Raw genomic sequence first — 24,175 nt, 5'->3', positions numbered from 1 at the left:
AACGAATCCAATTAAAATTAAAAGGACTGAGTCCGATACAATATCGAAAGCAGTCCTTTAAATAACAGTCTAACTTTTTGGGGCAGATCAATTTTTTTATAAATGACTCCCTTTTTTCTTTTTATTTCACAAAACTATCGTAAGTTAACTCATAATTATCGCCATCTCTGCTATACGAAATATAGCGCGGGAATTTCTCGCCCTGATATTTCTTCACTGTAATATCTTTATTATCACTGGTTTTAAATTTATAAGTAATTTCTTGGTACGTTTTCCCATCACTATCTTTTACAGAACGCTCAGTTTTCTTTAAATCTACATTTGGGGTTGGGTATAACTTTTTCCCATTAGTTGTTTGAAAACTACTCGGTAATTTATCGTAATAACTTAGCTGAAATGCAGTCGTAAACAAATCGAAAGTTGGCATACTGATCGGCTCTTTTTTCAGCGTTTCTTTTGCTTTACCATATTGAATCTGTTTTGAATCAATTTCAGCCAATGCATAAGTTTTACCATTACGAATATCACGATAGCTCAACATATGAAATTGTTGATTTTTTTCTAAACCATTTGCTTTAAATACAATGTTATAAAGTGGCACATTGATTTTCGAAACAATCGAATATTGCTGCCCATTATTTGTAAAATGCACATAAGCTGGCATTAAATAGTTCGAGCTATATTTAATATTATAATCATCAGCTAAAGCGCTTGAAACTGCACCCAAAGTAGCAATACCAGCAACAACTAATTTTTGAAAATGTTTCATTTATTTTTCCTCTAAAGGCATGTTTTCAAACAGTCTTAAAATCGCATGAGGATCTTTTAACTGTTCAGCTTTTTCCACTTCCATTTTCGTTAAATGAGGTGAAAAATATTGAATAAAATCGTACATATAATTACGTAAGAAAGTGCTACGTTTAAAAGCAATTTGCGTCATACTTGGCGAAAATAAATGGCTTGCATCAATCGCAATTAGATCACTATCTGCTTCTGTATGCGCCATCGATGCCATAATCCCTACCCCTAAGCCTAAACGAACATAGGTTTTAATTACATCCGCATCAGTTGCAGTAAAGACAATATTCGGCAAAATGCCTACTTGATTAAATGCTTTGTCTAAATCCGATTGTCCGGTAAAACCAAAGGTATAAGTAATCAAGTCGTATTTACTGAGCTCTTCGACAGTTAAATCTGTTGAATGGTTCGCAAATTGTGCTAAAGGATGTTCCGGCTTAACAATCACTGAGCGATTCCAAGTATAACAAGGCAACAAGATTGTCTCTTCAAATAAATATTGCGCTTCTGTGGTAATCGCCAAATCAACCGTGCCATTCATCAGCGCTTCATAAATCTGAGTTGGCGAACCTTGATGCAAATGTAAACTGACATTTGGATATTTTGCTTTAAATTTTTCAATAACCGCAGGTAAAACATAGCGAGCTTGCGTATTCGGTGTAGCAATGCGTAATACGCCACGATTCGGTCGAGTCTGTTCTTCAGCAACCGCACGAATACTTTGCACTTTTACCAATAATTCACGCGCAATTTGCGTAATTTTCTCACCCGCTGGGGTAAGCCCTTTAATGTGCTTACCGTTTCGTTCAAAAATATTGATGCCTAACTCACTTTCAAGCAATCTTACTTGCTTACTAATACCGGGTTGCGAGGTATAAAGTGCCTCAGCCGCTTCAGTAATATTTAAGTTTTGATTAACAATTTCAACAATATAACGTAACTGTTGCAATTTCATACGGGAAGTCCTGTTTGCTTTTTTTGTTATGTCGCCGTATGGTATAAGAATTGGTGCGTAATTGCCAGTTCTTCGCCATTTTTTGCTAAGCAAGCGGTTGCTTTTCGCAATTTTTTTACAAAATTCGACCGCTTGTTATAGAAAATGATTGCCGTCTGTGTAAAAGCGCCGTATATTCCTTAATATCATATAAAAAACCATCATAAATTAGGAGTGAACCTGATGAAACACATAACAAAACTTTCGTTATTAAGCCTTGCACTTTGCTCTGCAAATGCATTCGCTGCACCCAAAACTTTCGTTTATTGTGCAGAAACTTCACCAACTTTCCTTAACCCGCAATTTGCGACCGATGGCATAACCTTAGATGCCACAGGGCAAGCGATTTACGATAGACTAATTGGTTTTGAAGGCGATACAACAAACGTTATTCCAGCATTAGCGGAAAAATGGGACGTATCAGAAGATGGTAAAACTTACGTTTTCCACTTACGCAAAGGGGTAAAATTCCACAGTAATAAGAATTTTAAACCAACCCGTGATTTCAATGCTGATGACGTTTTGTTTTCATTTAATCGTCAATTAGATCCAAACCACCCTTACCACAAAGTATCTGGTGCTAACTATGAATATTTTATCGGTATGGATATGCCAAACATCATTGATAAAATAGAAAAACTAGATGACTATACCGTTAAAATAAGCTTAAAAGTGCCAAATGCACCATTCTTAGCTAACCTTGGTATGGATTTCACGTCTATTTTTTCTGCAGAATATGCCGATCAAATGATGAAAGCAGGCACGCCTGAAAAAGTGGATAATGACCCAATTGGTACTGGTCCATTCCAATTTGTGGATTACCAAAAAGATTCTAGCATTCGCTATAAAGCATTCCCAGAATACTGGAGAGGCAAAGCTAAAATCGATCGTTTAGTGTTTAGCATCACGCCAGATGCATCTGTACGTTTAGCAAAACTACAAAAAGGTGAATGCCACGCAGCGCCTTATCCAAATCCAGCAGATATTGAAACACTGAAAAAAGATCCGAACATCAACTTAATGACTAAACCGGGCTTAAACGTAGGTTACTTACATTTCAATACAGAAAAAGCACCGTTTAATAATCAAAAAGTTCGCCAAGCATTAAGCTATGCGATCAACAAAGATGCCATCATTGAATCGGTTTATCAAGGTTCAGGCGAAAAAGCGAAAAACCCAATTCCACCAACAATGTGGAGCTATAACGATGATGTGAAGGATTACGATTACGATCCTGAAAAAGCAAAAGCGTTATTAAAAGAAGCAGGCTTTGAAAATGGTTTTGAAACTGAAATTTGGGCAATGCCGGTTAGCCGTCCATATAACCCAAATGCACGTCGTATGGCTGAACTTATTCAAGAAGACTGGAAAAAAGTCGGCGTGAATGCAAAAATCGTCAGCTATGAATGGGGTGAATACCTCAAACGCTTACGTAATGGTGAGCACACCACTGGTATGATGGGCTGGAACGGCGATAATGGTGACCCAGATAACTTCTTAAATACCTTATTAAGCTGCGCATCAGTTAAAGCGGGGGCGAACTATGCACGCTTCTGTAATGCAGATTTTGATAAATTGCTTGATGAGGCAGTACAAAGCAATGATCATGCAAAACGTACTGAGTTGTATAAACAAGCGCAAGTGTTCTTTAAAGAACAAGCTCCATGGGTAACTATTGCACACTCAACAACTTACTTCCCTGTGCGTAAAGAAGTGAAAGGCTATATCGTAAGTCCATTTAGCTTACATGACTTCTACCCTGTAGATTTAGAGGAAAAATAAACATTTTCTTGTTGCTCTCTCCCGCCATGGGAGAGAGTGTTTCCTCAAAGAAGCTTTCACAAGCGGTCAAAAAAACCAAAAATTTTACTAATTTAATTATGTTTTCATTTATTTTTAAACGTATTTTAATGGTTATCCCAACTTTCATTGCGATAACCTTAATTACTTTTGCTTTAGTGCATTTAATTCCTGGGGATCCAATTGAAATCCGAATGGGTGAGCGTGGGCTTGATCCTGCTATGCATGCGCAAATGATGGCGCAATTAGGGCTAGATCAACCATTACCAACCCAATACTTCAATTATATTAAAGGAGTATTATCTGGCGATTTAGGTAACTCATTTCGTAATAATGAGCCTGTCCTAAAAGAGTTCTTTACTCTCTTTCCTGCAACGGTTGAATTAGCATTCTTTGCGCTGCTTTGGTCATTAGTCTTCGGCATTATTTTAGGTGTTATCGCCGCGGTAAAAAAAGATTCATGGATTTCACACATCGTTACCAGCCTTTCTCTCACAGGCTATTCGATGCCCATTTTCTGGTGGGGCTTAATTTTAATCCTTTATTTTTCAACACCATTAGGACTACCGGCATCTGGTCGCTTGCCTTCCGAATATTGGATTGAAGCAAATACGGGATTTATGTTGATCGACACTTGGCAATCTGATGAGCCTGGTGCATTTTTAGCGGCAATTAAATCATTGATTTTACCGTCTATCGTATTAGGAACAATTCCGCTTGCTGTTGTGACTCGAATGACACGTTCATCCATGCTTGAAGTATTAGGCGAAGATTATATCCGCACAGCTCGTGCAAAAGGGTTAAGCACTACCCGCATTGTTATTGTACATGCGTTACGCAATGCTTTAATTCCTGTAGTAACAGTGGTGGGTTTAATTGTAGGGCAACTGTTATCTGGCGCAGTATTAACTGAAAATATTTTCTCATGGCCTGGTATTGGTAAATGGATTATTGATGCGATTAACGCACGTGATTATCCTGTGTTACAAGGCTCTGTGCTCATTATTGCCTCTATTATTATTCTAGTGAACTTAACCGTAGATTTAATTTATGGTGTGGTGAATCCAAGAATTCGTCATACTTAATTCGGAGTGATTAACTTATGTCTTCAACTACGCTTTCAGCCCCTGTGCCGAAAACGCCTTTGCAAGAATTTTGGCACTATTTCTGCCAAAACCGAGGGGCGGTAATTGGGCTGACTTTTATTGCGATTGTCCTTTTTGCCGCTATCTTTGCTGGCTGGGTCGCGCCTTATGATCCTATTGAACAAAACCGTGCTGCACTCCTTTTACCACCAGCTTGGTTAGAAGGTGGCAATGCCTCTTACTTACTTGGTACTGACGATATTGGGCGAGATATGCTCTCTCGTATTATTTATGGCGCACGTTTATCTGTCTTTATCGGACTTGTTATTGTTCTACTCTCTTGTGTTTTAGGGGTCATCTTAGGGGTATTAGCAGGCTATTATGGTGGCATAATTGATATTTTAATTATGCGCTTTGTCGATATTATGCTTGCTATTCCAAGCCTATTATTAACCATTGGAGTGGTGACTATTCTTGGCCCATCACTAATGAATGCTGCAATCGCGATTGCAATTGTTTCTATTCCAAGCTATGTCCGCTTAACACGCGCTTCCGTAATGAGTGAGAAAAATCGTGATTATGTTGTCGCCAGCCGTGTTGCGGGTGCAGGCGTGTTACGCTTAATGTTTATTGTTATCTTACCTAACTGTTTAGCACCACTTATCGTCCAAATGACGATGGGGATTTCTAACGCTATTTTAGAACTTGCGGCTTTAGGTTTCTTAGGTATTGGGGCACAACCACCGACACCAGAACTTGGCACGATGTTGGCAGAATCTCGTGGTTTCATGCAGTCAGCAAACTGGTTAGTTACCATTCCAGGCTTAGCGATTTTATCTCTCGTACTTGCCTTCAACTTAATGGGTGATGGCTTACGCGATGCGCTTGATCCAAAACTAAAACAATAGGAGAGAAAGATGGCACTTTTAACTGTAAATCAGCTTTCTGTCCATTTTGGTGATGAGAAAGCACCATTTAAAGCGGTGGATAGAATCAGCTACACCGTCAACGAAGGCGAAGTCTTAGGCATTGTTGGTGAATCAGGTTCAGGTAAATCCGTCAGCTCATTAGCGATTATGGGGTTAATTGATTTCCCCGGCCGCGTAAGTGCGCAATCGTTAGAATTCAATCAACATGATCTGCTTGCATTAAAGCCAAAAGAGAAGCAAAAAATTATTGGGGCGGATGTGTCTATGATCTTCCAAGATGCGATGACTAGCCTCAATCCAAGTTATACCGTTGGTTTTCAAATTACCGAAGCGCTGAAAGTGCATCAAGGTGGCAGTAAGGCTAGCCGTCGTGCTCGTGCAATTGAATTACTGACCATGGTGGGCATTCCCGATCCAGAATCTCGTTTAGAGGTTTACCCACATCAACTTTCAGGTGGGATGAGCCAACGTGTCATGATTGCCATGGCAATTGCGTGTAATCCAAAACTATTGATTGCGGATGAACCGACAACGGCATTGGATGTAACCATTCAAGCACAAATTATCGACTTGTTACTTGAATTACAGCGCAAAGAAAATATGGCGCTTATTCTCATTACTCACGATTTAGCCTTAGTCGCTGAAGCTGCGCATCGCATTATTGTGATGTATGCAGGGCAAGTGGTAGAAGAAGGTCGCGCAGCAGAAATTTTCCGCACTCCGCTTCATCCATACACTCAAGCCTTATTAAAAGCCTTGCCGGAGTTTGCAGAAGAAAAATCTCGCCTGCAATCATTACCAGGTGTGGTGCCGGGCAAATATGACCGACCACAAGGCTGCTTGCTTAATCCGCGTTGCCCGTATGCAACGGATAAATGTCGAGAAAGTGAGCCATCATTACAGCAATGGGAAGGCCGTCAAGTGAAATGCCATTTCCCATTAAATGAACAAGGCAAACCTAGTTATGCTTAAGCGAGGACAGTGATGAGTAATTTGCAAAAAAATGAACAAAACGCACCGCTTCTCGATGCGATCAATCTCAAAAAATATTACCCAGTAAAACAAGGCATGTTCAAAGCACCTAAAATGGTCAAAGCGGTTGATGGCGTTTCATTTACCCTTGAACGTGGCAAAACGCTTGCCGTGGTTGGCGAATCAGGTTGTGGTAAATCCACGCTTGGGCGCATGCTAACCATGATTGAACATCCAACCGAAGGTGAGCTTTTTTACAATGGACAGAATTTCTTGGTTAATGACAAGGCAACAAGTACTTTGCGTCGTCAAAAAATTCAGATTGTTTTCCAAAATCCATATAGCTCACTCAATCCACGTAAAAAAGTGGGCGAAATTCTAGAAGAACCGCTGATTATCAACACTTCTCTTTCTAGCAAAGCACGCAAAGAAAAAGTGTTAGCGATGATGGCAAAAGTGGGGCTGAAGCCAGAATTCTACGACCGCTATCCACACATGTTTTCTGGCGGTCAACGCCAGCGAATTGCGATTGCGCGTGGGTTAATGCTTAATCCAGATATCGTGGTGGCTGATGAACCCGTTTCTGCGCTAGACGTCTCTGTTCGTGCGCAAGTATTGAACTTGATGATGGATTTACAAGAAGAGTTAGGGCTTTCTTATGTGTTTATTTCGCATGACCTTTCGGTAGTCAAACATATTGCTGATGAAGTGATGGTGATGTATTTAGGTCGCTGTGTAGAACAAGGCGATGTTAATCAGATTTTTGAAAATCCAAAACACCCTTACACACAAGCTTTGCTTTCAGCAACACCGAAACTGGATCAAACTGAAAAAGGCGAGCGCATTAAGCTTACTGGTGAGCTACCAAGCCCACTTAAGCCACCAAAAGGTTGTGCTTTCCACGCACGTTGTTGGAAAGCAACTGAACGTTGTAAGGTTGAACAACCTGCGCTAACACCTTATGCAGACACACGAAAAATTGCCTGCTTTATGGTGGAATAATTCAACAAGCGCTCTGATTTGGTAAAAATTTTGCAAAATCAGACCGCTTGCTATTGTTCATAAAAATAAAAAAATCCGCTTTGAGCGATGGCTCTTAAGCGGATTTTTTAATTTAGTTGCTAATTAGTGTGCGTTTTTTTCTTCAAAACGACGTGCTGCTTCATCCCAGTTTACCACGTTCCAGAATGCTTTAATGTAATCTGGACGACGGTTTTGGTAGTGAAGATAGTAAGCGTGTTCCCACACATCTAAACCGATAATTGGGAAACCTTCAGCACCTGCAACATCTTTACCCATTAATGGAGAATCTTGGTTTGCGGTTGAAACCACAGATAATTTACCATCTTGGCCTAATACTAACCATGCCCAACCTGAACCAAAACGTGTTGCTGCTGCTTTTTCAAATTCTGCTTGGAAGGCTTCAACTGAACCGAAATCACGTTCGATAGCCGCTTTTAATGCACCTTGTAAAGTTGTACCCACTTTTAAACCTTTCCAGAATAAAGTGTGGTTAACATGCCCACCTACGTTATTACGTACAGCCACACGTTTTTCAGCTGGCACTTGGTTTAAATCTTGAATCAATCTAGCTGGGCATAACGCTAATAATTCAGTATGCGCTTCTAATGCTGCGTTTGCATTGTTGATGTATGCTTGGTGGTGTTTAGTATGGTGGATTTCCATTGTTTCTTTATCGAAGAATGGTTCTAATGCATCATAAGCATAACCTAATTCTGGTAATGTATAAGCCATATAAAAATTCCTTTGTAGTTATTAAATTTGGTTTAAATATAACAAAATTGACTAAAAAAAGCATTGTTTTTTGATCTAAATTAAGAAAAGTTACCATTATTTTACTAATTTGCATTTCCTTTCAAAAATCGCTGAAAAAGCATTGACAAAGCAACCGTTTTACTCCATTCTTCGAAACATTGTTCAAAACAGTAAATAGCCTATGCAGCACTTAATGACCATCATTACCCGCACCATGATTACCATTACGCAAATGCGTTATGCGGGTGAGTGTTGCTAATAGAAATGAATTCACAAGACCCGCGATATGCGGGTTTTTTTGTATCTTAATTTTGTATATTAAATTTATTCCACGGGAGAAACTATGCGCGTACTTAAATTTGGAGGCACTTCACTTGCCAATCCGGCTCGCTTTATGCAAGCAGCTGACATTATCGAAAAGGCTCATTTAAAAGATCAGGCAGCAGGTGTGCTGTCTGCACCCGCCAAAATTACCAACCACTTAATTGCGATTGTCGATAAAGCTATTGCAGGTGAATCCTTTGAAGCAAACTTAAAAGAAGCGACAGAGATTTTCCATAATATTATCAACGGCTTATACGAAGTAAATAACAACCTAAAACGCGATGAGTTACTCGCATTAGTAGAAGCTGAATTAACCCAAATTCAAGGTGTAGCAGCAGAAGCTGCAAAAAGTAAAACATTACCAGATGCTGTAGCTGCTACTATTCACTGCCGTGGCGAAAAACTCTCTATTGCAATGATGCAAGCATGGTTTGAAGCTAAAGGCTATGATGTAACCAACATCAATCCAGTTGAAAAATTATTAGCACACGGAAACTATTTAGAATCTTCTGTAGATATCAATGAATCAACCAAACGCGTTGATGCTGCCTCTATTCCAAAGAAAAATGTGGTGTTAATGGCTGGCTTTACTGCAGGTAATGAGGATGGCGAATTAGTATTATTAGGCCGTAACGGTTCTGACTACTCTGCCGCTTGCTTAGCTGCTTGTCTAAAAGCGGATTGCTGTGAAATTTGGACAGACGTAGATGGCGTTTATACTTGCGATCCACGTTTAGTACCAGATGCTATCTGCTTAGAATCAATGAGCTATCAAGAAGCAATGGAGCTTTCTTATTTCGGCGCAAAAGTGATTCATCCTCGCACCATTGGGCCACTTGTTCCATTAAATATTCCTTGCTTAATCAAAAATACAGGAAATCCAGAAGGCAAAGGCACCTTAATTGACGGAAATGCTGCAACAGATGGTTTAAAAGTAAAAGGTATCACCAACCTTGACAATGTTGCCATGTTTAACGTTTCAGGTTCTGGCATGCAAGGTATGGTAGGCATGGCATCTCGCGTATTCTCTACTATGTCAAAAGCAGGGATTTCCGTTATCTTAATTACCCAATCTTCTTCTGAATACAGTATAAGTTTCTGTGTGCCAGCAAAATCTGCAGACAAAGCACTCAATGCATTAAACAGTGAATTTGCACAAGAATTAGCGGAACATCAACTTGACCCAATCGACATTATTAAAGATTTATCTGTTGTTTCAGTAGTGGGCGATGGAATGCGTACCGCAAAAGGTATTGCTGCACGTTTCTTCTCTGCACTTGCTCAAGCCAACATCAGCATTGTTGCGATTGCACAAGGTTCTTCTGAACGTTCAATTTCTGCTGTAGTGCCTTTAAACAAAGCCATTGAAGCAGTTAAAGCAACTCACCGAGCATTATTTAGCAATAAAAAAGTCGTTGATATGTTTCTTGTCGGTGTAGGTGGCGTAGGTGGAGCACTTATTGAGCAAGTAAAACAACAAAAGGAGTTCCTCGCAAAGAAGGACATTGAGATCCGCGTTTGTGCATTAGCAAATTCAGACAAGATGCTGCTTGATGAAAATGGCTTAAATTTAGAAAATTGGCAACAAGATTTAGCCAATGCAACGCAACCCTCTGACTTTGATGTGCTACTTTCATTTATTAAATTACACCACGTAATCAACCCAGTATTTGTCGATTGTACTTCAGCACAATCTGTAGCAAATCTCTATGCACGTGCCTTAAAAGAAGGTTTCCATGTGGTTACACCAAATAAGAAAGCAAATACTGGCAGCTATGCTTATTATCAAGAATTACGCGAAGCAGCTCGTCAAGGTCAGCATAAATTCTTATATGAAACCAACGTGGGCGCAGGATTACCTGTTATTGAAAACCTCCAAAACCTATTAGCTGCAGGCGATGGCGTTGAAAAATTTGAAGGGATTTTATCTGGTTCACTCTCTTTCATTTTTGGTAAATTAGACGAAGGCTTAACGCTTTCACAAGCCACCTTATTAGCAAAGGAGAAAGGCTTTACTGAACCAGACCCGCGAGATGATTTATCAGGCGCAGATGTTGCGCGCAAATTGCTCATCCTTGCGCGTGAAACAGGTTTAGCCTTAGAACTCGAAAATATTGAAGTGGAAGGCGTATTACCAAAAGGTTTCTCTGAAGGCATGAGTAAAGAAGAATTCCTCAATGTATTACCAGAAATTGATGCCGAATTTGCTAAACGCGTACAAGCTGCAAAAGCTGAAGGTAAAGTATTACGTTATGTTGGCTCTATCAATGGTAACAAATGCCGTGTAGCGATTGAGGCTGTTGATGAAAACCACCCACTTTACAAAGTAAAAGATGGTGAAAACGCCTTAACCTTCTTAACGCGTTATTACAACCCAATTCCATTGTTATTACGTGGTTACGGGGCTGGTAATAGCGTAACTGCAGCTGGGATTTTTGCGGATATTCTTCGCACCTTACAAGGGGGAGCAAACTAATGGCTTTACGGATTTATGCGCCGGCTTCTAGCGCGAATATCAGCGTTGGATTTGACTCTTTAGGTGCGGCAATTTCGCCTATTGATGGCTCATTATTGGGCGATGTTGTACAAATTGAAGAGTGTGATAGCCCGTTTGAACTTGAAAGTGTTGGCTATTTCGTACGCAAACTGCCAAAAGAACCGCAAAAAAACATTGTTTACCAAGCATATGTTTTATTTAGCGAGCGCTTAAAATTACGTGGTGGCCAGGTGAAAAACCTGCGCCTTACGCTTGAGAAAAATATGCCGATTGGTTCTGGTTTAGGTTCAAGCGCTTGTTCAATCGTAGCAGCGCTAGTGGCACTTAACCAATTCCATGATCAACCTTTTTCTAAGATGGAATTGTTAGAAATGATGGGCGAATTAGAAGGCAGAATTTCAGGTTCTATTCACTACGATAACGTTGCACCATGCTATTTAGGCGGCTTACAGTTAATGACGCAATCGCTAGGCAATATTTGCCAACCACTGCCGTTTTTTGACGAATGGTATTGGGTGCTCGCTTATCCTGGCATTGAAGTTTCAACGGCTGAAGCACGTGCAATTTTACCGAAAAACTACACGCGCCAAGATATGATTCAACAAGCGCGTTATTTAGGCTCCTTTGTGCATGCCTGCCATACGCATCAAGATGTCTTAGCCTCCGTGATGATGAAAGATTTAATTGCGGAACCTTATCGAGAAAATTTACTGCCAAACTTCCCAACGGTTCGCCAAGGCTGTAAAGATTTGGGTGCTCTCGCTGTTGGAATTTCAGGCTCAGGCCCAACCATGTTTGCTATTGCCCCAGATTTAGAGCATGCGCAAAAATTAGTAGCTTATTTGGAAAAAGAATACCTACAAAATAATGAAGGATTCATTCATATTTGTCAGGTTGACAACCAAGGCGCTAGAGCATTAGGCTAGAAATAACAAGCGGTCATATTTGCAAAACCTCTTACAAATATGACCGCTTACTTTTAAAAAATAATTAAGCTATTTTCTTATTAAGCTGATTTTTTCTTCAAAATTGTATAAAGCTCATCTTTAATCGCGAGTTTCTCTTTTTTGAGCACTTCAATTTCTGAGCCTGTTGCAATTTCAATGCCAGATTCAAAATTTTTAATTTTTTGATCTAGTTCATTATGTTTATCAAATAGACGAGCAAAATGCGCATCTTCAGTTTTTAATTTTGAGATTAAGTCACGAAATTCCGGAAACATAAAGGACTCCTTATAGTTTAATGAATAGGTTCTTTTTCACTATTTATACTACGCTTTTTAAGGTAAATTACCTGTATTTTCTTTCTAAAATTTGAACTAGATCACAAAATTTTTTACAAAAAAGCATAGTTGAATCCGTTATTTATCAATTTAGCGGTTATAATGCGCACCAAATACTCACAGAGGCAAAAATAATGCGTTATAAAGTTCTCTTAGGCCTATCATTGGCATTGCTGAGCAACCCACTTTTCGCCCAATGGAAAAAAATCAATGACCTTGATTACACCTGGGGGCCATTTAAAATTTACAATATCAGCTTATTTACTGAAAACGGCGAATATACGCCAGAAAGCCGCCCGCTGATGCTCACTTTAAAATATGATAAACCCGTAGATGGTCGTGATTTTGCTATCTCAATTGCCCGCGCTTGGTCAAATCTTGGAATCTCTTTAAAAGATAAAGACAATGCGATTGAGCGCTTGCGTAAAACATTACCTGATCTGAAAGAAGAAGATTCTCTGAGCTATATTGCACTACCGGATAAAGGTTATTTTGTCTTAAACGATCAAGTGATCCCAGAAGAGTTTTACGGTGAGGTTAATGATGCCATTGTAGCGATTTGGCTCGACCCGAAAGTAGATATTAGCCAAGCTTTAACAACGAAAAAACGCCCAAATGTGCAAGATGTCCATATTGCGGAATATAATCGACCAGAAAAAGAGAGCCACTTTGGTTTAATTCAATTACCGTCATTAGACCCAAGCAAAGAAGAGTTAAAGGATGAAGGGGCAAGTACTGAACAAGCGGTCGATTTTGAGCAAAATTTGGAGAAAACAGACAAAATCACACCGCCTGCACCAATTAAGGTAACACAGGAAAAACCCAAAGTAGAAAAACCGATCCAACCGAAAACATTAAATAACACTGAAAAAGCACCGGAAGAAGCTAAAAGTGAGGCAAAATCGCAAGATACGCCTGCACAATCTGCAGAACCAGAAAGCGCCCCAAAACAGGAACCCGTAGATCCAAAAGAACCTGAAAAAGATATTCAACCTATTGCGGATCCAATTCCTGATAATATTCGAACCTCTTAAATAACAAAGGCTTTACTTCCAACGAAGTAAAGCCTTTTTGCTAACCATCAAATTTCGATTTTAATAACGCTAAATCTGATTGCCAATGGTGGTCAATTTCTGCCAGCCAATCTGCAATTCCTGCTTCCCAATCGCCACCATTATCGGTTTGTGCCAATTCCGCTAATTGTTGCAACCTCAATAAACCAATAGAAGCAAAAGAGCCTTTTAATTTATGCGCCTGTTCAGTCAATAATTTTCGATGAATCGCATCTGGCGTGCCTTGCCAATCTTGATATGCTTGTTTGAGCGAAAGAATATAACTTGGTGCAAGTGATTCAAATAGCACAATGCTCTTTTGCAGTCCTTCTTCACCTAACACTGAACAGAGTTCTTGAATCAAAGCCCCATTTAGCCGCCCATCGACAATCACATCTTTTTCTGCTAGCGGTCTAATTTCCACCTCATTTTGCAAATCTGAAGTGGATGAATCCTCGCCAAAATGTAAGGCTAAACATTGCGCTAAGCATTCTAAAGAGAGCGGTTTACGCAACACATCATCCATGCCTTGCTGTTGATATTCACTTTTGGTTTGCATCATATTTGCAGTAAGCGCAACCAGAAGCGGTAAATAATCAATCTCGCCTTCATCATATTGCGCACGCCATTGTTGTGCCAGCTGTGTGCCTGTGGTATCGGGTAATTGAATATCCAATAAAATCAGATCAAAACTATGTTGCTCAAATTTCTGCTGAGCCTGCTCGCCAGTCATTGCAACTTCAATTTCACATCCAAATTTTTCGAGCATTGAACGTGCGACAACTACATTCAGTTCCACATCTTCAACCAACAGCACTTTCAAGCCGTAATGTTTAATTTGTAACGCTTGTTTTGCTTTGCCCTGTTTTGCCTCAAAGCTAAATGTAAAAGTCGCACCTTGATTTGGCTCACTTTCAACCTGTAAATCACCATTCATCAATAATGCAATCTGCTTAGAAATTGCTAATCCTATGCCGCTACCTTGCGCTTTTTTCGCTTTGGAATTTTCAGCTTGATAGAACATCTGGAAGATTTTATCTTGCTCTGCAAGAGGAATACCAATTCCTGAGTCTTTCACAACAAATTTGAAATGTTGTGCATCAGTTTGATAAATTTTTAATGAAATCTGACCGCTTGGTGGCGTAAATTTGACTGCGTTGCTAATCAAATTCCACAATACTTGGCTTAACCGTGCGTTATCCACCTCAATAAATTCAGGGAGATTATCTGGATAATCTAGCGAGAACTGAATCGATTTCTTAGCCGCCAATAATTGCGCAAAATGGCTAATATCGTGAATGATTTGCGTAAATTCAACAGGTTGACGAAATAGCTCAATACGTTGGCTATCAATTTTTTCTAAATCGATAATATCGCTAAAAATATAGCCTAATGACACAGCACTAACGTTAATAGTTTGCAAGTATTCGCGTTGCTTTTGGCTAAGATCCTCTTCTAACAACATTCGACTTAATCCAATAATGCCATTTAAGGGCGTGCGTAATTCGTGGCTAATGGTTGCCATCAGCTGGGTTTTATCTACGCTATTTTGTTTTAACTTGGCAGAAAGATAGGCATCTTGTGCGCGCATGACATTTAATTCGTACACGCTGCGTTCTAACTTTAATCGTGAACGTTCAAGTTGTTCCACAATCACATTGAAAAAATAAAGCACAAAAGGTGCAGAAAGCAAACCGAAAAGAATCGAACGGAAAATATCGCCAGCAACAACCGTGCCAAAGAAAACATAATTCAAAATCGATTGAATCAGGATGGCAAATATCCCTAACACAAAAATGCCTAAAATCGCCGAGCGAACCTTCCCGAGCCGAATAACCCAGTTCACATAATTTTCGCTACATTTTTTGAAGATACTTTTTCTCATCAGGCAGCACGTCTTTCTACAATAACCCCAACAGAACTCGCTTGTGCAACTGCTTTCGGTTTATGTAATTCTAAACGTAAGGCTTTAATACCGAATTTTTGCTGTAAGAGATCAGCAACTCGATGAGCGAGCGTTTCCACCAATTTAAATGGCTGACTTTCGACAAAATCAATTACTGTTTGTGAAACCTCTGCATAATTTAGGCAATGTGCTACATCATCATTTTTAACTGCTTCGGTAAAATCCCATTCCATTTCTAAATTAAATACCAATCGCTGTTTAATGGTATGTTCCCAGTCATAAACCCCAATTGAGGCAAATGCGGTGAGTTCGTGAATAAAAACTTTATCTGTCATCGGATCTCCTTTTGAGATTTTTTTAAAAAGTTTGGGTAGAATAACGCAGTTTTGTCATCTCTCATAGAAGGAAAATATATGACATTCACAGGTTATGCGATGATTTTATTTGCCTACCTGCTCGGTTCATTCTCCAGCGCTATTACTTTTTGCAAATTAGCTGGCTTACCTGATCCTAGAGAACATGGCTCAAATAATCCAGGTGCAACCAACGTTTTACGCATTGGTGGAAAAACTGCCGCATTAGGGGTGCTGATGTGCGATATTTTAAAAGGAATGTTACCTGTAGCACTTGCACTACATTTAGCCCTACCGCCATCAACCGTAGGTTTTGTTGCATTAGCTGCCTGCCTTGGACATATTTTCCCTATTTTCTTTAGATTTAAAGGTGGAAAAGGCGTTGCGACTGCATTTGGCGCCTTATTGCCATTTGGATATGCCATCTCAGGCTTAACGGTGGCGACTTGGTTAGCCGTATTTTTAATTTCTGGCTATTCTTCATTAAGTGCCGTAATAGTAGCACTCATTCTGCCAGCATTTGTTTGGTGGTTTCAACCTGAATTTACCTTTCCGATTGCGCTGATTTGCTGTTTTATTTTATATCGTCACCATGAAAACATTCAGCGATTATGGCGAGGACAAGAAGAAAAAATTTGGGATAAATTTAAGACAAAAAAATAGTGCAGACTTGCTGCACTATTTAACCTTATCTTGCCATATTCACTTTTTTCGCAGAACAATTGTTTTCAATCACATCTTGCTCGGTCATATAAGCATAACGGCATTGTCGCTTAAGATGCTGAATTTCATCTTTTGTTGGCGAACGCTGTGCCCCTAAACGCAACTCTTCCATTGAGAAACTACTCACCATCGCATTTTCATCTAATTCATCTTCACTTTTATCGGAGTCTTTAGAAGATGATTTGGCTGTTTTGCTACTCTCATTTTTCGCACTCGCTTTAGCATTCTTAGCAGGTTTTGCTTTATCTGCCAAGCGGGATTCCTCTTTTACTAGTGCAGTTTTTTCAGTTTCTACTTTGGTTGAAGCGAGCTTAGCAGACTCTGTTTTTCCAGAAACCATTTTCTCAGCTGTCGCTTTCGGTTTGTCCAAAGGCGCTTGTGATTTCGCTTCAACCACCTTCTTCTCTACCGGCTTCTCATCTGTTACTTTTGTTTCTACCGTTTTTAATTCAGTAGTTTTTGGTTCCACTGCTTTGGCTTCCAATGCTTTTGGTGCCTTAACTTTTGGTTCCGTAACATTCGTTTCTACAGATTTTTCAACGACCGCTTTTTCTGTTGCTGATGTTTCAGGCTCCTTCTTCACATCCTCTTTTTTATCTGCCACCTTTGCAAAATCTTCTGCTTTTTTGACCGCTTGTTTATCGGTTTCTTTTTCTTGTATCACTTTAACTGATTGTTCTGACACTGTTGCAGGTTTTGATTCGTTTGGTACTGATTTAATTTCTGTGTTTGCGGTTTTTTCTGCGTTTTGTTTAACGTCTTTTGTGATATTTTGATTAGTGTTATCGGCTTGATTAGAGATGGCATCATCACATCCTGCTAATAATGCACAAAATCCAATCACGGTGAAGAGACTCTTCATAACCTACCCTTAAAGTAAACCTATAATAAAAGCGAGGTAAAATAAACTTACCTCGCTTTACATTGTATTACAATAAAGTTGTATTGACAATTAACGCATTGTCACAAACTCTTCCGATCCTGTTGGGTGAATTGCAACAGTATTATCAAAATCTGCTTTAGTTGCCCCCATTTTGATTGCTACTGCAAAGCCTTGAATCATTTCATCGACACCAAAACCAATGCCGTGTAAGCCAACGATTTTCTCTTCTTTACCTACACAAACTAATTTCATTCGGCAAGGTTGACGATGTTCAGTGACAGCGGTGTACATTGCCGTGAAAGAGGATTTATACACTTTCACATTTTCTTCGCCATATTGCTCAATCGCTTGTGGTTCAGTTAAACCGACTGTACCAATTGGCGGATGGCTAAACACAACGGTTGGTACAAGATTATAATCTAAATGTTCATTCAGTTTATTATTGAATAAACGCTCAGACAAACGACGACCTGCCGCCACAGCAACTGGTGTTAATTCAATACCGCCTTCAATAATATCACCCACTGCATAAATACCTGGTACGTTCGTATTTTGGTATTTATCAACAATAATTTGTCCGCGTGAATTAGTTTTTACACCCGTTACGCCAAGATTGATCACATCCGTTGCCGGTTCACGACCAATTGCCCAAATTAAGGTATCTACTGTAGTTTCACGACCATCTTGTAATTTCAAGGTGAGCGAACCATCCACATTCTTCACCACTTCTTCAGGCAACGCTTTGGTATGTAATTGAATGCCATCTTGTGCTAACACTTCAACTAAAGTTTCTACAATCAATGGATCTTGATTACGCAATGGGGCATGTTGGCGAACAAATAAATGGGTTTCGCTGCCTAAGCTATTTAAAACACCCGCTAATTCAACCGCAATATAACCAGCACCCACAACTGCAACACGTTTTGGTAATTCATTTAAAGCAAATACACCATTTGAATCAATTCCGTATTCTGCACCTTTTACTGCAGGAATACTTGGGCGGCCACCTGTCGCAATTAAGATATGATCGGCTGTCACTAATTCTGTTGTGCCATCTGCATAGCTCACTTCAATCGTTTTCGCATCTTTAAAACGGGCAAAACCATTTAGAACATCCACATTATTTTTTGCTAACACATTATTGTAAGAGGTATGAATACGACCAATGTAAGCTTGACGACTCTCAACTAATTTCGCGTAATCAAACTTTTTCACTTCTACATCAAAACCATAAGCTGGTGCATAGCTATTAATAGCTTCTGCAATTTGTGCACCATAGAACATCACTTTTTTCGGTACACAACCTACGTTCACACAAGTGCCACCGAGATGTTTTGCTTCGATAATTGCGCATTTTTTACCATAGCTTGCCGCACGGTTAATTGAGGCAATCCCGCCAGAACCGCCACCAATTGCAATATAGTCGTAATGTTTAGTCATCATTTTATCCTTTCTTTAAAAAACAAAAACGAGGTATTTTACCCCGTTTTTCTCAAAAAGTTTTAAATTATTGTAATAGCTTAATGCTTGGATTCTTTTGAATGGTGCGCACTATTAAGCAAACGATCAATATGCGCCATCGCAATCGCTGAAATAATAAAGGAAAGATGAATAATCACTTCCCACATCATTGTTTTTTCCGATAATTTATATGCATTGATAAACGTTTGCAATAAATGAATCGAAGAAATGCTGATAATTGCCATCGAAAGTTTTACTTTTAAAATCGTCGCATTGACGTGATCAAGCCATTCAGGCTGATCAGGATGATCGTCTACATTCAGTTTAGAGACAAAGGTTTCATACCCCCCGACAATCACCATCACCAAAAGATTAGCAATCATCACAACATCAATTAAATTCAGCACCGCCAACATAATGGTGTCTGAATCCATTTCATTTAAGTTCACCAACAAGTGATAAAGCGATTTTGTGAATTTATAAGCATAAATGCCTTGTACAACAATAAGCCCAAGATAAATCGGCAACTGTAGCCAACGACTGGCAAAAATAATATTCCCGAGAATGTTCTCTCGTAGTTTTTTTTCTGATTGCATGTTTCCCCAAAAAACGTCTAAAAATAAGCGGGCGGATTTTACTGATTTTTTGCAAAAAATTGAAGAAATTTTACCGCTTGCATTCTCATTTACACCCATCTAAATGAGAATGCTTCTCAACTGTTGACTTTATAAAATAGAAATATTAATATTATTATGGTTTCAATAAATATATAAAAGGAGACAAAATGAAATCATATCGTTACTTACTTGCGGCATTATTAGGCTTAAGTCTAACGCAATGGGCAGAAGCAAAATTCAAGGTTGTGACCACTTTTACTGTTATTCAAGATATTGCTCAAAATGTCGGCGGTGACGCAGCAGAAGTCGAGTCAATTACAAAACCAGGGGCTGAGATTCATGAATATGAACCAACCCCGAAAGATATTGTAAAAGCCCAATCTGCAGATTTGATTTTATGGAACGGACTAAATTTAGAGCGTTGGTTTGAGCGTTTTTTCCAAAATATTAGCAACAAACCTGCCGTTGTAGTGACAACAGGCATTGAACCGCTTTCGATTTATGAAGGCCCATACAAAGGCGCACCAAACCCGCATGCGTGGATGTCGCCATCTAATGCGTTAATTTATGTTGAAAACATTAAAAATGCATTTATTAAATACGACCCTCAAAATGCGGCTGTTTATGAGAAAAATGCAGCTGCCTATGCAGAAAAAATTAAACAGCTAGATAAACCATTGAGAGAAAAATTATCTTCTATTCCAGAAGCGCAACGTTGGTTGGTAACTAGTGAAGGCGCATTTAGCTATCTTGCTAAAGACTATGGTTTAAAAGAAGGTTATTTATGGCCAATTAACGCTGAACAACAAGGTACGCCACAACAAGTTCGTAAAGTCATTGATTTAGTTAAAAAAAATCACATTCCGGTAGTCTTTAGTGAAAGTACCATCTCACCAAAACCAGCACAACAAGTCGCTAAAGAGAGTGATGCTAAATATGGTGGCGTGCTTTATGTTGACTCATTATCAACTAAAGATGGTCCAGTACCAACCTATATTGACTTACTGAACACGACTGTTTCTACTATTGTAAAAGGATTTGAATAATGACTACCACCCCGCTTGCCTCGATTCGAGTCGATAATATTACCGTGCGCTATAATAATGGCCATACGGCAATCTATGATATGTCTTTCCAACTAGAGGGCGGCACAATCTGCGGCTTAGTTGGCGTAAACGGGAGTGGTAAATCAACCCTTTTTAAGAGCCTGATGGGTTTAGTAAAACCACAAGAAGGTGAAGTTCGATTATGTGATTTACCAATCCAGCAGGCGCTTAAAAATAACTTAGTCGCTTATGTTCCGCAATCAGAAGAAGTAGACTGGCAATTTCCCGTTTCTGTTTACGATGTGGTGATGATGGGGCGCTATGGCTATATGAATTTTCTGCGTATTCCTAAAGCCGTTGATAAACAGAAAGTTCAAGAAGCAATGGCGCGTGTGAATATTACTCACCTAGCAGATCGCCAAATTGGTGAGCTTTCTGGCGGGCAAAAAAAGCGTGTTTTCCTCGCCCGTGCCCTTGCGCAACAAAGTCGTATCATTTTATTAGATGAGCCCTTTACTGGCGTTGATGTACAAACTGAAAACGCTATTGTAGATTTATTACAAGCCTTACGTGCAGAAGGTCATCTCATTTTAGTTTCAACGCATAATTTAGGTTCTGTGCCCGATTTCTGTGATCAAGTGGTGATGATAAATCGTACGGTCATTGCAGCTGGTAAAACCGAAACAACCTTTAATCAACATAATCTTGAAAAAGTATTTGGTGGTGTACTTCGCCATATTAAATTACTCGGGCAAGATTTACATGATGATGAAGATAGCCGCGCGGTGACCGTGTTAACCGATGACGAGCGCCCTGCGGTGTTCTACGGCAATACTAAAGAAGATCCCCCTGCGCCAACCACGCAAAAATGCCATTTTCCTAAAGCCGATATGGCAAAAGAAGATAAGTAGGAGCAACTATGTGGGAGATCTTACTTGAGCCATTTGGCTATGAATATATGAATAAGGCAATTATTCTTAGCACCGCTATCGGCGCGATTTGTGCCTTTCTTTCCGCTTACTTAATGCTTAAAGGCTGGTCGCTTATTGGCGATGCTTTATCGCATGCCGTCGTTCCTGGTGTAGCGATTGCTTACGCCTTTTCCTTGCCTTATGCGGTAGGTGCTTTCTTCTCTGGGATTTTAGCTGCCATTTCCATTCTTTGGATTAAATCTATCTCTAAAATCAAAGAAGATGCCGTTATCGGCTTTATTTTTAGTACCTTTTTTGCATTAGGCTTATTGATTATTTCGCTCAACCCGACTTCCGTCGATGTACAAAATATCATTTTGGGGAATATTCTCGGCATTGCAGATGAAGATATCACTCAAATTGCGATTATTATTGGCGTTTGTTTAGTGCTATTACTCTTGTTTTGGAAAGATTTAATCCTGATTTTCTTTGATGAAACTCAAGCGATTACAGTTGGACTTTCACCCATTTTCTACAAAGTATTGTTTTTTACCTTACTTAGTGCTTGTGTTGTAGCCGCATTACAAACCGTTGGAGCGATTTTAGTCATTGCAATGGTCATTACCCCTGGCGCAACCGCTTACCTATTAACGGATAAATTTAACCGCTTGTTAATCATCGCTGTCTTACTTGGCGCTGGTACTTCTGCCGTAGGCGTTTATTTAAGCTATTATTTAGATGGTGCAACGGGAGGTGTTATTGTTTGCTTGCAAACCTTACTCTTCTTAATAGCATTTCTTTTTGCCCCGAAATATGGGCTGGTTAATCGCAGAATGAAAAAGGCAGGCAAACATGAATGATTTAATGAATCTAATTACCGAGCCGTTGCAATATCCATTTATGCAAAATGCGCTGATGACCTCGCTTATTGTGGCAATAATCTGCGCAATGCTCTCTTGTTATATTGTGCTAAAAGGTTGGTCTTTAATGGGCGATGCCATTTCACATGCCGTTTTGCCAGGTGTGGTATTAGCATTTCTACTTGGCATTCCATTAGCCATCGGCGCATTTTTCTCAGGCATTTTCTGCGCTTTAGGTGTGGGGTATTTAAAAGAGAATAGCCGCATCAAAGAAGACACCGCAATGGGCATCGTTTTTTCAGGTATGTTTGCTATTGGTTTAGTGATGTTTACCAAAATAGAAACTGAGCAGCACCTCACTCATATTCTACTCGGGAGCATTTTGGGTGTAAGTAATGAACAGCTACAACAAACCGCTATCATTGCTGCCATTGTGTTTAGCATTCTCATGATCAAACGCAAAGATTTATTGCTTTATTGCTTTGATGCCAGCCACGCCCGTGTTGCCGGACTCTCGCCAAAATGGTTGCATTATGGTTTACTTATCTTACTGGCTCTCACTATTGTTAGTAGTATGCAAGTCGTTGGTGTCATTCTGGTAGTCGCAATGCTTATCGCCCCTGGCATTATTGGGCTAACACTCACCCAATCCTTTGATAAAATGCTGCTTATTGCAACGCTAAGTGCTTGCACAGCAAGTTTACTCGGTGTGATTCTCAGCTATCACTTTAATGCTTCAACTGGCGCTTCAATCATCTTAATACAAGCGGTCTTTTTCTTAGCAGCGCTTGCATATTCTCGGTTGAAAGTGAGATATCAGAAATAAAAAAACGGCATAGCAGGAATCCTCTTACTATGCCGTTTTTGCATTTTTTATTTATTTTTCGACCGCTTACAACAGTGCTCTTAAAATACCTGTTGCGGCAATAGAAATAATTACCGTAGGGAGAAGAGAAAATCGCATCATCGCCAAAAAAGTGATAATAACCGCAATCGTATTTGCTGCGTTACCAGAAAGAATAACCGGGGCAATAATAGAAATTAACACACAGCCCGGAATGGCTTCCATAATGCGTTCAGTCGTTGGGCTAAGTTTACGATTACGTAATACTAAAAAACCAACGATGCGCGTAAGATAAGTTGAAAAGGCCATGAGAAAAATGGTTAAGAAAATATGCGCATCCATTAGCTACGCCCCTCTTTTCTACTAAACCAGTAAGCAGCAAGAATACCAGATAACGCTCCTGCAGGCACATACCATGCCCCTTCAACCAAATGATAGGTTGCTCCAGCGACAATTAAGCTGACAAACCAAGGTCGTGCCGGGGAAAAGCCTTTCCACATGCCTTTTAACATCACCATAAAAATGGCAGTAAACGCCATATCAAAGCCATATTGTTCAATATCGCCTAAAATCGGGCCTAAATAAGCACCTAATGTGGTAAAAATAAGCCACATTAAATATAGGCTGATAGAAACACCCATATAGTAGGCGACATTGATCTGTTTTTGTTTCGCTTTTTGCGCATCCGCCAAAGACATTGCCCAAACTTCATCACACATAAAAAAAAGCATGCCCAGCGCTTTTAAGCGGGGAATGTTTTTCATATAAAGAGAGAGCGTCGCGCCCATAATAATATGGCGACAATTGACTAACACCGACATTGCCACAATCAATGCAATGTTGGTTGGATTTGTCCATAGACTAATGGCGGTAAATTCTGAACCGCCCGCAAAATTCAAGCCTGTTAATGCCCCTAATTCATAATAGTGCATCCCTTTTTGTGCCCCTTGTGCGCCTAAAACCATCGCAAAGGGGATAAATCCAAGCATAATCGGCAAAGATTCCTTTATGCCGCGTTTAAAGTTGTGTTGCATTTTAGTTCCTGTTTTATTGTCATTTTTC

General features: G+C 39.6%; 25 protein-coding genes. 14 read left to right on the top strand and 11 right to left on the bottom strand.

Translation table 11 applies throughout. From position 1 onward, the window contains the following. Nucleotides 1–65 (top strand): IS3 family transposase (locus HMPREF1128_RS10435; RefSeq protein WP_369866805.1); only part of this gene is annotated, 65 nt, incomplete at its 5' end. Nucleotides 66–121: 56 nt separating this feature from the next. Here the strand turns inward: HMPREF1128_RS10435 and HMPREF1128_RS10125 are convergent. Together HMPREF1128_RS10125 and cysB are read right to left on the bottom strand one after the other, a co-directional pair. Continuing rightward, complete coding sequence (locus HMPREF1128_RS10125) at nucleotides 122–769, bottom strand: hypothetical protein (RefSeq protein ID WP_007527066.1); 648 nt, start codon at nucleotides 767–769, stop codon at nucleotides 122–124. After that, nucleotides 770–1,753 carry an HTH-type transcriptional regulator CysB gene (gene cysB, locus HMPREF1128_RS10120; protein WP_007527038.1) on the bottom strand — a complete coding sequence of 328 codons (984 nt, stop codon included), beginning with the start codon at nucleotides 1,751–1,753 and terminating at the stop codon, nucleotides 770–772. A gap of 222 nt (nucleotides 1,754–1,975) precedes the next feature. On the opposite strand from cysB, the gene HMPREF1128_RS10115 reads away from it, so the two are divergent. The 5 genes from HMPREF1128_RS10115 to HMPREF1128_RS10095 all read left to right on the top strand — a co-directional run bounded on the left by HMPREF1128_RS10115 (nucleotide 1,976) and on the right by HMPREF1128_RS10095 (nucleotide 7,580). After that, entirely contained in the window at nucleotides 1,976–3,574 is a 1,599-nt protein-coding gene (locus HMPREF1128_RS10115) for an ABC transporter substrate-binding protein (protein ID WP_007527039.1), read from the top strand. Between the two features lie 98 nt (nucleotides 3,575–3,672). Further along, complete coding sequence (locus HMPREF1128_RS10110) at nucleotides 3,673–4,677, top strand: ABC transporter permease subunit (RefSeq protein ID WP_010130012.1); 1,005 nt, start codon at nucleotides 3,673–3,675, stop codon at nucleotides 4,675–4,677. Between the two features lie 17 nt (nucleotides 4,678–4,694). Continuing rightward, a complete protein-coding gene (locus HMPREF1128_RS10105; RefSeq protein WP_007527089.1) occupies nucleotides 4,695–5,585 on the top strand; it encodes an ABC transporter permease subunit in 891 nt (296 codons plus the stop codon). A 9-nt stretch (nucleotides 5,586–5,594) separates the two neighbouring features. Continuing rightward, nucleotides 5,595–6,578, top strand: coding sequence for a dipeptide ABC transporter ATP-binding protein (gene dppD, locus HMPREF1128_RS10100; RefSeq protein ID WP_007527047.1), 984 nt, complete (start codon nucleotides 5,595–5,597; stop codon nucleotides 6,576–6,578). A 12-nt stretch (nucleotides 6,579–6,590) separates the two neighbouring features. Then, entirely contained in the window at nucleotides 6,591–7,580 is a 990-nt protein-coding gene (locus HMPREF1128_RS10095) for a peptide ABC transporter ATP-binding protein (RefSeq protein ID WP_007527062.1), read from the top strand. Between the two features lie 123 nt (nucleotides 7,581–7,703). On the opposite strand, the gene sodA is transcribed toward HMPREF1128_RS10095, so the two are convergent. Beyond that, complete coding sequence (gene sodA / locus HMPREF1128_RS10090) at nucleotides 7,704–8,333, bottom strand: superoxide dismutase [Mn] (RefSeq protein ID WP_007527065.1); 630 nt, start codon at nucleotides 8,331–8,333, stop codon at nucleotides 7,704–7,706. A 364-nt stretch (nucleotides 8,334–8,697) separates the two neighbouring features. Here sodA and thrA point away from each other — a divergent pair, with 364 nt between their 5' ends. Further along, entirely contained in the window at nucleotides 8,698–11,154 is a 2,457-nt protein-coding gene (gene thrA / locus HMPREF1128_RS10085; protein ID WP_007527073.1) for a bifunctional aspartate kinase/homoserine dehydrogenase I, read from the top strand. Then, nucleotides 11,154–12,101 carry a homoserine kinase gene (thrB, locus tag HMPREF1128_RS10080; protein WP_007527082.1) on the top strand — a complete coding sequence of 316 codons (948 nt, stop codon included), beginning with the start codon at nucleotides 11,154–11,156 and terminating at the stop codon, nucleotides 12,099–12,101. Before thrA ends, thrB begins: the two co-directional genes overlap by 1 nt. Nucleotides 12,102–12,181: 80 nt before the next feature. On the opposite strand, the gene HMPREF1128_RS10075 is transcribed toward thrB, so the two are convergent. Beyond that, complete coding sequence (locus HMPREF1128_RS10075) at nucleotides 12,182–12,397, bottom strand: YdcH family protein (RefSeq protein ID WP_007527053.1); 216 nt, start codon at nucleotides 12,395–12,397, stop codon at nucleotides 12,182–12,184. A 194-nt stretch (nucleotides 12,398–12,591) separates the two neighbouring features. Here HMPREF1128_RS10075 and HMPREF1128_RS10070 point away from each other — a divergent pair, with 194 nt between their 5' ends. Beyond that, nucleotides 12,592–13,491: a prolipoprotein diacylglyceryl transferase gene (locus HMPREF1128_RS10070; RefSeq protein WP_007527043.1), complete on the top strand. Its 900-nt coding sequence runs from the start codon at nucleotides 12,592–12,594 to the stop codon at nucleotides 13,489–13,491. 40 nt (nucleotides 13,492–13,531) lie between these two features. Here the strand turns inward: HMPREF1128_RS10070 and HMPREF1128_RS10065 are convergent, their stop codons facing one another. Continuing rightward, nucleotides 13,532–15,394 carry an ATP-binding protein gene (locus HMPREF1128_RS10065; RefSeq protein WP_007527036.1) on the bottom strand — a complete coding sequence of 621 codons (1,863 nt, stop codon included), beginning with the start codon at nucleotides 15,392–15,394 and terminating at the stop codon, nucleotides 13,532–13,534. Further along, nucleotides 15,394–15,750, bottom strand: a complete 357-nt coding sequence (folB, locus tag HMPREF1128_RS10060) for a dihydroneopterin aldolase (RefSeq protein WP_007527094.1) — start codon at nucleotides 15,748–15,750, stop codon at nucleotides 15,394–15,396. Before folB ends, HMPREF1128_RS10065 begins: the two co-directional genes overlap by 1 nt. 78 nt (nucleotides 15,751–15,828) lie before the next feature. On the opposite strand from folB, the gene plsY reads away from it, so the two are divergent. After that, entirely contained in the window at nucleotides 15,829–16,431 is a 603-nt protein-coding gene (gene plsY / locus HMPREF1128_RS10055) for a glycerol-3-phosphate 1-O-acyltransferase PlsY (RefSeq protein WP_007527045.1), read from the top strand. Between the two features lie 25 nt (nucleotides 16,432–16,456). Here plsY and HMPREF1128_RS10050 read toward each other — a convergent pair whose 3' ends face one another. The 3 genes from HMPREF1128_RS10050 to HMPREF1128_RS10040 form a co-directional block, all read right to left on the bottom strand. Continuing rightward, on the bottom strand, nucleotides 16,457–17,353 hold the full coding sequence (locus HMPREF1128_RS10050) for a hypothetical protein (protein ID WP_035530602.1): 897 nt from the start codon (nucleotides 17,351–17,353) through the stop codon (nucleotides 16,457–16,459). A 90-nt stretch (nucleotides 17,354–17,443) separates the two neighbouring features. Then, the gene (gorA, locus tag HMPREF1128_RS10045; protein WP_007527055.1) at nucleotides 17,444–18,814 is read right to left on the bottom strand and encodes a glutathione-disulfide reductase; all 1,371 of its coding nucleotides are present in this window, start codon (nucleotides 18,812–18,814) and stop codon (nucleotides 17,444–17,446) included. A gap of 80 nt (nucleotides 18,815–18,894) precedes the next feature. Continuing rightward, the gene (locus HMPREF1128_RS10040; protein ID WP_029495401.1) at nucleotides 18,895–19,431 is read right to left on the bottom strand and encodes a TIGR00645 family protein; all 537 of its coding nucleotides are present in this window, start codon (nucleotides 19,429–19,431) and stop codon (nucleotides 18,895–18,897) included. A gap of 188 nt (nucleotides 19,432–19,619) precedes the next feature. Here HMPREF1128_RS10040 and HMPREF1128_RS10035 point away from each other — a divergent pair, with 188 nt between their 5' ends. Genes HMPREF1128_RS10035 through HMPREF1128_RS10020 form a run of 4 tightly spaced genes read left to right on the top strand, consistent with a single transcriptional unit; the run spans nucleotide 19,620 to nucleotide 23,095 of the window. After that, a complete protein-coding gene (locus HMPREF1128_RS10035) occupies nucleotides 19,620–20,498 on the top strand; it encodes a metal ABC transporter substrate-binding protein (protein WP_007527067.1) in 879 nt (292 codons plus the stop codon). After that, complete coding sequence (locus tag HMPREF1128_RS10030) at nucleotides 20,498–21,409, top strand: ATP-binding cassette domain-containing protein (protein ID WP_007527049.1); 912 nt, start codon at nucleotides 20,498–20,500, stop codon at nucleotides 21,407–21,409. Before HMPREF1128_RS10035 ends, HMPREF1128_RS10030 begins: the two co-directional genes overlap by 1 nt. Before the next feature lie 8 nt (nucleotides 21,410–21,417). Beyond that, complete coding sequence (locus HMPREF1128_RS10025) at nucleotides 21,418–22,269, top strand: metal ABC transporter permease (RefSeq protein WP_007527041.1); 852 nt, start codon at nucleotides 21,418–21,420, stop codon at nucleotides 22,267–22,269. Continuing rightward, nucleotides 22,262–23,095, top strand: coding sequence for a metal ABC transporter permease (locus HMPREF1128_RS10020; protein WP_007527051.1), 834 nt, complete (start codon nucleotides 22,262–22,264; stop codon nucleotides 23,093–23,095). The genes HMPREF1128_RS10025 and HMPREF1128_RS10020 overlap by 8 nt, the downstream gene beginning before the upstream one ends. A 66-nt stretch (nucleotides 23,096–23,161) precedes the next feature. Here the strand turns inward: HMPREF1128_RS10020 and HMPREF1128_RS10015 are convergent, their stop codons facing one another. Beyond that, nucleotides 23,162–23,455 carry an AzlD family protein gene (locus tag HMPREF1128_RS10015; RefSeq protein WP_007527086.1) on the bottom strand — a complete coding sequence of 98 codons (294 nt, stop codon included), beginning with the start codon at nucleotides 23,453–23,455 and terminating at the stop codon, nucleotides 23,162–23,164. Further along, nucleotides 23,455–24,147 (bottom strand): AzlC family ABC transporter permease, encoded by a 693-nt coding sequence (locus HMPREF1128_RS10010; RefSeq protein WP_007527057.1) that lies wholly within the window; start codon nucleotides 24,145–24,147, stop codon nucleotides 23,455–23,457. Before HMPREF1128_RS10010 ends, HMPREF1128_RS10015 begins: the two co-directional genes overlap by 1 nt. Nucleotides 24,148–24,175 lie beyond the last annotated feature (28 nt).

It is taken from the genome of Haemophilus sputorum HK 2154 (assembly GCF_000287615.1).
In the GTDB taxonomy this organism is placed as follows: domain Bacteria; phylum Pseudomonadota; class Gammaproteobacteria; order Enterobacterales; family Pasteurellaceae; genus Haemophilus_A; species Haemophilus_A sputorum.
The sequence above is the reverse complement of the archived record's forward strand: the minus strand, read 5'-3'. Positions and strand labels throughout refer to the sequence as shown.

What these genes read in the sequence shown, in the direction of transcription:
- HMPREF1128_RS10125 (WP_007527066.1), bottom strand. Translation starts at nt 769, where the DNA reads ATGAAACATTTTCAAAAATTAGTTGTTGCTGGTATTGCTACTTTGGGT.
- cysB (WP_007527038.1), bottom strand. Translation starts at nt 1,753, where the DNA reads ATGAAATTGCAACAGTTACGTTATATTGTTGAAATTGTTAATCAAAAC.
- HMPREF1128_RS10115 (WP_007527039.1), top strand. Translation starts at nt 1,976, where the DNA reads ATGAAACACATAACAAAACTTTCGTTATTAAGCCTTGCACTTTGCTCT.
- HMPREF1128_RS10110 (WP_010130012.1), top strand. Translation starts at nt 3,673, where the DNA reads ATGTTTTCATTTATTTTTAAACGTATTTTAATGGTTATCCCAACTTTC.
- HMPREF1128_RS10105 (WP_007527089.1), top strand. Translation starts at nt 4,695, where the DNA reads ATGTCTTCAACTACGCTTTCAGCCCCTGTGCCGAAAACGCCTTTGCAA.
- dppD (WP_007527047.1), top strand. Translation starts at nt 5,595, where the DNA reads ATGGCACTTTTAACTGTAAATCAGCTTTCTGTCCATTTTGGTGATGAG.
- HMPREF1128_RS10095 (WP_007527062.1), top strand. Translation starts at nt 6,591, where the DNA reads ATGAGTAATTTGCAAAAAAATGAACAAAACGCACCGCTTCTCGATGCG.
- sodA (WP_007527065.1), bottom strand. Translation starts at nt 8,333, where the DNA reads ATGGCTTATACATTACCAGAATTAGGTTATGCTTATGATGCATTAGAA.
- thrA (WP_007527073.1), top strand. Translation starts at nt 8,698, where the DNA reads ATGCGCGTACTTAAATTTGGAGGCACTTCACTTGCCAATCCGGCTCGC.
- thrB (WP_007527082.1), top strand. Translation starts at nt 11,154, where the DNA reads ATGGCTTTACGGATTTATGCGCCGGCTTCTAGCGCGAATATCAGCGTT.
- HMPREF1128_RS10075 (WP_007527053.1), bottom strand. Translation starts at nt 12,397, where the DNA reads ATGTTTCCGGAATTTCGTGACTTAATCTCAAAATTAAAAACTGAAGAT.
- HMPREF1128_RS10070 (WP_007527043.1), top strand. Translation starts at nt 12,592, where the DNA reads ATGCGTTATAAAGTTCTCTTAGGCCTATCATTGGCATTGCTGAGCAAC.
- HMPREF1128_RS10065 (WP_007527036.1), bottom strand. Translation starts at nt 15,394, where the DNA reads ATGAGAAAAAGTATCTTCAAAAAATGTAGCGAAAATTATGTGAACTGG.
- folB (WP_007527094.1), bottom strand. Translation starts at nt 15,750, where the DNA reads ATGACAGATAAAGTTTTTATTCACGAACTCACCGCATTTGCCTCAATT.
- plsY (WP_007527045.1), top strand. Translation starts at nt 15,829, where the DNA reads ATGACATTCACAGGTTATGCGATGATTTTATTTGCCTACCTGCTCGGT.
- HMPREF1128_RS10050 (WP_035530602.1), bottom strand. Translation starts at nt 17,353, where the DNA reads ATGAAGAGTCTCTTCACCGTGATTGGATTTTGTGCATTATTAGCAGGA.
- gorA (WP_007527055.1), bottom strand. Translation starts at nt 18,814, where the DNA reads ATGACTAAACATTACGACTATATTGCAATTGGTGGCGGTTCTGGCGGG.
- HMPREF1128_RS10040 (WP_029495401.1), bottom strand. Translation starts at nt 19,431, where the DNA reads ATGCAATCAGAAAAAAAACTACGAGAGAACATTCTCGGGAATATTATT.
- HMPREF1128_RS10035 (WP_007527067.1), top strand. Translation starts at nt 19,620, where the DNA reads ATGAAATCATATCGTTACTTACTTGCGGCATTATTAGGCTTAAGTCTA.
- HMPREF1128_RS10030 (WP_007527049.1), top strand. Translation starts at nt 20,498, where the DNA reads ATGACTACCACCCCGCTTGCCTCGATTCGAGTCGATAATATTACCGTG.
- HMPREF1128_RS10025 (WP_007527041.1), top strand. Translation starts at nt 21,418, where the DNA reads ATGTGGGAGATCTTACTTGAGCCATTTGGCTATGAATATATGAATAAG.
- HMPREF1128_RS10020 (WP_007527051.1), top strand. Translation starts at nt 22,262, where the DNA reads ATGAATGATTTAATGAATCTAATTACCGAGCCGTTGCAATATCCATTT.
- HMPREF1128_RS10015 (WP_007527086.1), bottom strand. Translation starts at nt 23,455, where the DNA reads ATGGATGCGCATATTTTCTTAACCATTTTTCTCATGGCCTTTTCAACT.
- HMPREF1128_RS10010 (WP_007527057.1), bottom strand. Translation starts at nt 24,147, where the DNA reads ATGCAACACAACTTTAAACGCGGCATAAAGGAATCTTTGCCGATTATG.